Source organism: Okeania sp. SIO3B5 (genome assembly GCF_010692555.1).
Classification (GTDB): Bacteria; Cyanobacteriota; Cyanobacteriia; order Cyanobacteriales; family Microcoleaceae; genus Okeania.
In genome coordinates this window covers 1-6,818 of the sequence record NZ_JAAHHG010000532.1, presented here as the reverse complement: position 1 = coordinate 6,818, position 6,818 = coordinate 1, and the positions used below count along the sequence as shown (strand labels likewise).

The 6,818-nt window shown below is 36.7% G+C and carries 7 protein-coding genes; 1 reads left to right on the top strand and 6 read right to left on the bottom strand.

Annotated features, from left to right (window positions below):
* Positions 1 to 341: 341 nt before the first annotated feature.
* From F6K54_RS37555 to F6K54_RS37540, 4 genes are all read right to left on the bottom strand, one after another.
* Entirely contained in the window at positions 342 to 566 is a 225-nt protein-coding gene (locus F6K54_RS37555; protein WP_293089091.1) for a ferredoxin family protein, read from the bottom strand.
* A gap of 212 nt (positions 567 to 778) precedes the next feature.
* Positions 779 to 1,795, bottom strand: coding sequence for an ATP phosphoribosyltransferase (gene hisG, locus F6K54_RS37550; RefSeq protein WP_293089090.1), 1,017 nt, complete (start codon positions 1,793 to 1,795; stop codon positions 779 to 781).
* Between the two features lie 608 nt (positions 1,796 to 2,403).
* Positions 2,404 to 3,936, bottom strand: coding sequence for an ATP phosphoribosyltransferase regulatory subunit (hisZ, locus tag F6K54_RS37545; RefSeq protein ID WP_293089089.1), 1,533 nt, complete (start codon positions 3,934 to 3,936; stop codon positions 2,404 to 2,406).
* A 205-nt stretch (positions 3,937 to 4,141) separates the two neighbouring features.
* Positions 4,142 to 4,444: a transposase gene (locus F6K54_RS37540; protein WP_293089088.1), complete on the bottom strand. Its 303-nt coding sequence runs from the start codon at positions 4,442 to 4,444 to the stop codon at positions 4,142 to 4,144.
* 817 nt (positions 4,445 to 5,261) lie between these two features.
* On the opposite strand from F6K54_RS37540, the gene F6K54_RS37535 reads away from it, so the two are divergent.
* Positions 5,262 to 6,221, top strand: a complete 960-nt coding sequence (locus F6K54_RS37535; protein WP_293089087.1) for a Rieske 2Fe-2S domain-containing protein — start codon at positions 5,262 to 5,264, stop codon at positions 6,219 to 6,221.
* Here F6K54_RS37535 and F6K54_RS37530 read toward each other — a convergent pair.
* Positions 6,159 to 6,671 carry an RNA-guided endonuclease TnpB family protein gene (locus F6K54_RS37530; RefSeq protein WP_366558351.1) on the bottom strand — a complete coding sequence of 171 codons (513 nt, stop codon included), beginning with the start codon at positions 6,669 to 6,671 and terminating at the stop codon, positions 6,159 to 6,161. The genes F6K54_RS37535 and F6K54_RS37530 overlap by 63 nt on opposite strands.
* 13 nt (positions 6,672 to 6,684) lie before the next feature.
* On the bottom strand, positions 6,685 to 6,795 hold the full coding sequence (locus F6K54_RS43515; protein WP_366558352.1) for a transposase: 111 nt from the start codon (positions 6,793 to 6,795) through the stop codon (positions 6,685 to 6,687).
* Positions 6,796 to 6,818 lie beyond the last annotated feature (23 nt).

Sequence of the window (6,818 nt, the reverse complement as noted above, 5' to 3'; positions counted from 1 at the left end):
CATCTGCTGGTCTATCGCTGCCAGAAAATTATGGAGCAGCAGGAATTTGTTCAGGGTTTAACCTGTTTTCACGCTGTGGCCTCAAACTAGAAATGCTTAATCATCACTAATCATCCGGACATGATATTATACCCAATTATTTTGATAAATTTGATGATTGGGAGTATGCTGAGGCCAAGATTTCAGTGTAGACTGTTTTATATTTTGCGGAACAAAATGCCCCTGTTCCCGACTCCTGACTTCTGACTCCTATTACCAGTGCAGAATGGCGGAAATAACTGACCAGTTACAAAATCCTAAAAGCCTTACCAATCAATACTTCTGACTTCCGCGTAGCGACACTAGGGTGTCTTCTGTGATTCTGGTCTTTCTTCAGGCAAAATTGCTCCTTCTACAGGACAAACACTTAGACAAATTCCGCAGTCAATACAGGTATCAAAATCTATCCAATACCAATCGGTTCCCTTAGTATTTTTACCAGGTCCTTCGTGGATGCAAGCGACAGGACAAGCTCCAACACAGTCAGCAACACCTTCGCAAATATCAGTAACAATTGTATGTGGCATTTTAATTATTTTATAAACTCAAAACTAAAAATTTCTAGAGGATATTTCCCTCCTTGAAGAGGAGAGTTAGGTCAATGTTTTTTCTGTAGCAGAGAAAGATTTGATTAGTACATAAACTTATGATGAATATTGGACAGGGAAATGTTTTTCCCCTGTTCCCTATTCCCTATTCCCTACTATAGAAAATATAAACTTTCTCCACCAATAACAGGTTAATTTAACTTTTCCAAAAATGCTTCATAAGTTTGAGATTTGGAGCCAAAAACATAATTAGGAGAAGAAACTGTCAGATCTGTACCGCCTACTTTTCTGAGATGATTAATTGCTGGTAATAACATTTCTTGTTTTACTACAATTGTCGCAGCATACCAGTCATTTTTCTTCCCAGAATATACTTTAGCAATAGTCGGTCCTTGTAAACCAGTAATGCCACTTAACCCACTTTTATTCATTAACAAATCACCTATTTCATCTGCCGACTTTCCATTCACATTTGCTGTTATCGACACATATTTTTTTGACTCCATCTGAGCTTCAATTAACTCTAAAAATACCTTAGTTGTTTCCAACTTAGCTTCACTTTCTTGTAATAAACGTTTATTACCAATTAAACAAGCTTGAGACTTAAGAAGTGTGCCTCCTTCAATTCGCTTTAAACGATTTTCTCTCAGAGTTGTGCCAGTGCTAGTTACATCAGCAATCATATCAGCATATCCCATACTTGGTGCGGCTTCCATGGCACCTTGTACTGCTACTAAGGAAAAATGTACAATTAACTTTTCATACAACCATTTTCGAGTCAGGTTATTATACTTTGTGGCAATTCTGAGATTTTTACCTTTCTCTTTAAATAATAGAGTTAACTCTGCTAAATCTTCTATGGAAGACACATCTACCCAACTCTCAGGAACAGCTAAAACAACTTCACATTTACCATAACCTAATTTATCCCAAATAACTATTACATCATCATCGGATTGACTTTCTTCAGAAACTACGTCATAACCTGTAATTCCTAAATCGACACTTCCTTCTTCTACTTTTGTAAATATATCCGCTGCTCTTTGAAATAATACTTTTACTTGTGGCAAGGCAGGAATATAACCAAAATATTGTCTTTCATTGGGTCTAGATACAGTTAAACCACAAGCTGATAATAAGTTCATGGCTCCTTTTTCTAATGCACCTTTACTCGGTAAGGCTATTTTTAAAATTTGATCTGCGGTCATTTGATTTAAGGGTATTAATTTTTCATTCAGCAATTAACAATTAATCATTAGGGTTTGCTGAAAAAGTCTTTTTGTCAGGGGAGAATCCAGAATTTCCTACGGAATGCTCCGCAAACAGCAATCCTGCAATTCAGGAGTAATGAGAATTATAGAAGAGGTAGCAAGAAAAATCTTCCCTTGATTTTCTTCCCCTCGAAATGCCCAAAATGCTAATTTTTTGAGCGATTGGAGCTGAAAACCAAGGTATTTCAGACCTAAAAAGGCACTTACCTTTATCTGTAAAAGCTTTGATATTTAATCAGCAAGCCCTAATTAATAATTATCTCTCCCTAAAAGGGAGAGAATTGACACTTAAGGAAAAAAATTTCTTTTTTTCCCTTGAAAGGAGAGGCTTTAAGAAAGTATCTGTAAAATAAATCTTAAGAGATGCTCAAAAGTTTATGTTTTACTGGGTTACGGTGAATCACAAAGCTAACTATTAACTTTAATCATGTAATCTGGGCAACCCACCCTACACGCTTGATTTAATACTTTATTTACAGATACCCTTTAAACCTAAATTATTTAATTATTAATTATTAATTATTAATTATTAATTATTTTGTGATTCAACTATTTCTAACTTTTTTTACTACTTCATTTAATTCCAAATTTTGCTTTTCTCCAGATTCCAGGTTTTGCAAAAGCACTTTACTATCTTGTTGTTCTACAGAATTTAAAATAATTAAAAATGGAATATTATGCTGAATTGCATACTCAATATTATTTTCAATATTTCTCCCGATAATATCAGTTTCTATCCGCAAACCTAGCTTTCTTAATTTTTCAGCAATTGTGACAGTATAAACATAATCATCTGAACTAATACCAACTACCAAAGCTTCGACAAATTGATAATTATTGATATTCAAATGAGATTTTTCAGCTAATACTTGTCTGAGTTCTTCCATGACATAAGAAAAACCAGTTGCAGGAGTTTCTTGTTGACCTCCTAAACTAACAACTAAATCATCATATCTACCACCACCACATAATTTTCTTTCTCCTAAGTTGCTGTCAGAAATTTCAAAAACCATACCTGTATAATATTGGAGACCCCGACTAATTCCGAGGTCAATACTAATACGATTTTTGTCTATATTAAAGGCATCCAAATTTTGAAGAATATCTTGTAATTGTTTTAAGCCATAATCATCAATACTGTAGGCTGAAAGTAATTTTTCTGTTTCCTTTAAAACAGCATTCGGCTCTCCTTTTAGTTGACTCAACTCAGTCATAAAATCTAATGCTTGATTGAGCTGTTTAGTTTGGTTTTGATGTTTGATTTTCACTAACAAACGATCGACTATTTCTTCAGGTTCGCGAGTGCTTGAGAGTTCGATATTCATACTTTCGAGAAACTCAAAAATGGCTGTTCTAGCCTCCTCTTCTTCTAAATTTTGTAGGAGGTCTGTAATTTTTTTTGTCGTAATATTTTTATCTGGTTGTTGTTGAGTAGAAATATTTTTTTGAAACGCAGGATAAATTTCAGAGAGTAAATTTTCTACTGTTTGTTTACCTTCTTTTCTCAAAGTTTCCATTTGAGTAAGTAGAAAACTATGAAGACGAGTATCTAACTCAAGATAGTCGAGGAATTTGTTAATAACTCCAACATGACCAATAAACATTTGATATTCAGTTAAACCTAAACGGTCTAAACCTTGACAGGCCATAGAAATAACTTCCGCATCAGCGATCGCCCCTTTAGCCCCAATTAACTCTATCCCCATTTGGGTAAATTGACGATATCTCTCTTTCTGGGGCTTTTCATAGCGAAATACTGGCCCTGTATAATAAAGTCTTACTGGCAGAGGTATTTCTTGGAAGTTGTCCAAATAAGCGCGGACCACTGAAGCAGTAAATTCTGGCCTAAGACAGAGGCGACGGTTACGATAAATAAAGTCGTAGAGGCGAGAAACTATGTCCTCGCCAGATTTTTTCAGATAGAGTTCGGTATATTCTATGAGTGGCACATCTATGGGTCGATAGCCATAGGATTCAAAATTGCCACTAAGTGTACTTTTGATTTGTTTATCAATCTTATAGGTGTTTGGTAGAATGTCCCTGACACCTCTGACTCGTTCTACTTTTGTGGTTTGCATAAAAAAACTTGAGAAGGTTATTCTGAGTTTTCATTCCTAATATAATAGGAATTTATACGCAGTCATTCTGTGACGTTATCCCATCGTTAACCACCAGCGGTATAACGGGGGTTTCTCTTCGCAGATGAAGTTTCCTGTTTCCCAGGCAGACTAACGTCTTACGCCTCCACAGGCAGACAAGATGAGACCCACCTCGTTTAATGCTTTACTTAAATATGTTGATTGCAGCATTTGCCTCCTGCGGAGGAGCTACGCTTACATCTGTGTCCATCACTAAATTACACTTCGGACAAGAATGAGTTCTAACTGACAATGTTTTTGATACTTTCTGACCGCAATTACTGCAATTAGTCGATGTATGATGAGGACTTACTTTGATAACATAACAACCGCGTTTCACCGCTACTGCTGCAAGTTTTTCCAGAAAAACTCCCCAAGCAACATCATATATTGATTTTGATAGTTTAGTGTTTCTAGCTAAACCTTTTAATATTACAGCGGTTTTCATTTCGATAGACCACAGTAGGGGCGTTAACGGCCGTTTGCTTCGCATAACTATCGTTAACGCCCCTACAAGGTTTTGGCTATGGGTTCATCCATCTCAAAAGCCCTGTAAAGTCTGCCTTCGGCACGTCGCTCTGCGTCTACAACAGCAATTAAGTCAGTCATTTGAGTAAATTTATAGCTAATCTCAAAACCTTTTCGAGTCAGTTAATCAGGAGAGATTTTAAGGATTATTTAGCAAGATTTTATCGGAAACCTGTACTGTGGACTGGTTCTGATCATGACTTACGCAAATGTACTATATATAGATATCAAAACTATTGGACAATAGTAAAAAACGCTATATGTAGATCCTATGCGTAATTTCTACTTATTTTGTTGTTAGTTGCGGAGGCGTAACATTGAACAACTTTAGGACTTACGCATGAACGCTATTTGTATGGGATTTTAGCGGTAATTTAACGAAAAACAACGCTATATATAGTACTTTTTGTGATTCCTGAACTTAAAAAATATTAGGACTTACGCAGATACGCTATATATAGCGCTCAAAACTATTGTCCAATAGTCTTTGGACTCTATAAATAGTGCCTTTGCGTAAGTCCTGAAATATGTTAAGCATCAAATAACTCCAACGCTAATTAATTAGTAGATTGGCAACTTCCCTCCCGTTAAATTGAAGATTATAACGGCAGACCCCTTGCCGAATAAGTTGGCAAGCCATGGCTATCCTATAGCACTACCAAATTACACACTCACTTTTGACTTATGCGTAGTTATACTAATAGCTAATTTTTGTCTACCTTTAACAACAAATAATTATGTATTCAAACCTGCCCAATAGTTGGTTTCGTGTTGCCAGAAGTGAAGATTTATCTGCCAAAGGAGTCATACCGCTTCATTATTTCGGAAAAGATTTTGTACTATTTCGTACAGAAGATGGCAAACCTCATATTTTTGATGCTCACTGTCCTCACTTAGGCGCTCATCTTGCTCATGGAGGTAGAATACAAGGCCAAACTCTGAGATGTCCTTACCACGGTTGGCTCTGGGATACAAATGGACAATGTGCTGCTATTCCTTATCCAGATAAACCCAAACCCAAAGCAAAAATACAGAGCTGGCCTGTACTTGAGGTTAATGGTCTCATAATGATGTACCATCACCATCAAGGAAAACTGCCAGACTGGGAAATACCTCAAATACCAGAACTAATTTCTCAAGAATGGACTCCTCTACGTTTAGTCCGTCAGTGGAAAGTCCGCACTACCCTTCAAGATTATATGGATAACAGTGTAGATGTCTCTCACCTATATAATTTGCACAGCCGTACCTTTAAAAGCGCTCATAGTCATGGGGTACAAATTGACGGACCAATTTTAACTCATAGAATGTCTCAGAAATATAATTTATCTTCTTTAGCAGCAGGAAAATTAGTATTAGAAGATGGCTCAGTTACTACTATTTATTACGGACCTGCTTATGATGTGAGTTTTTACTGGACAGAAGGAAAATTAAAGCTAGGTTTGTTGACTATTTTTACAGGAACACCCATAGATAATGATTATCTTGATATTGCCATATTTTATAGTGTAAAAAAAGTTTTACCTTTTCCTTTAAGCTTAATTTTAAATAAGATGTTAAAACAGGATGTTTTAGAAACTTTTGAACAAGATGTTAGTATTTTAGAGAATAAAAAAGATATTCGTAATCCACCTTTATATCAAGATGATGGTCCTGTGCGTCAGTCTCGAAGTTGGGCGAGTCAATTCTACTCTTGAAGAAGGAAGAAGGAAAAGGGAATTATTTGACATCCTCACCCGGCCTAAAGGCACGGGGATTCCTACCGAGCCATAGCTCCTCGGCGGGTTGACGTTTTGCTGGCGCAAAGCTCCGCTAACACAGGCTGCTGCTACCTTGACGGTAGTCTTACGCTTGCCTCCGCGTCCGTTTAATGTCTCGGACTGCCCGCCCGCGACTAATATATTTATCGCTGCGTTGGTATCGCGATCATGTTTTGTACCACAGTTAAGGCATTCCCACTCTCGTACTTGAAGGTCTAATTTGCCTCCAGGAAAACCACAGCAACTGCATTTTTGGCTGGTTGGCTCCCAACGATTAATTACTCTGAAATCGCGACCGTATTTTTCTGCTTTACCTTCTAGAAGTGTTCGGAATTTCCGCCAACCTAAATCTGATATTGATCTGGATAATTTACGGTTTTTGACCATTCCGGAGACATTGTCATACCTCTAAAACAATTGTTTGGTTTTCACGAATTATTTCAGTGGATAATTTATGCAGAAAATCTGTCCTAGTATCTTTGAGTTTGGCATGAAGTTTAGCTACTCTCAATCTAGCTTTTTCATATCGTTTAG

Bases quoted from the DNA above. Each gene is read 5' to 3' on its own strand.
- F6K54_RS37540 (WP_293089088.1), bottom strand. From the start codon at position 4,444: ATGAAAACCGCTGTAATATTAAAAGGTTTAGCTAGAAACACTAAACTA.
- hisG (WP_293089090.1), bottom strand. From the start codon at position 1,795: ATGACCGCAGATCAAATTTTAAAAATAGCCTTACCGAGTAAAGGTGCA.
- F6K54_RS37555 (WP_293089091.1), bottom strand. From the start codon at position 566: ATGCCACATACAATTGTTACTGATATTTGCGAAGGTGTTGCTGACTGT.
- F6K54_RS37535 (WP_293089087.1), top strand. From the start codon at position 5,262: ATGTATTCAAACCTGCCCAATAGTTGGTTTCGTGTTGCCAGAAGTGAA.
- hisZ (WP_293089089.1), bottom strand. From the start codon at position 3,936: ATGCAAACCACAAAAGTAGAACGAGTCAGAGGTGTCAGGGACATTCTA.
- F6K54_RS37530 (WP_366558351.1), bottom strand. From the start codon at position 6,671: ATGGTCAAAAACCGTAAATTATCCAGATCAATATCAGATTTAGGTTGG.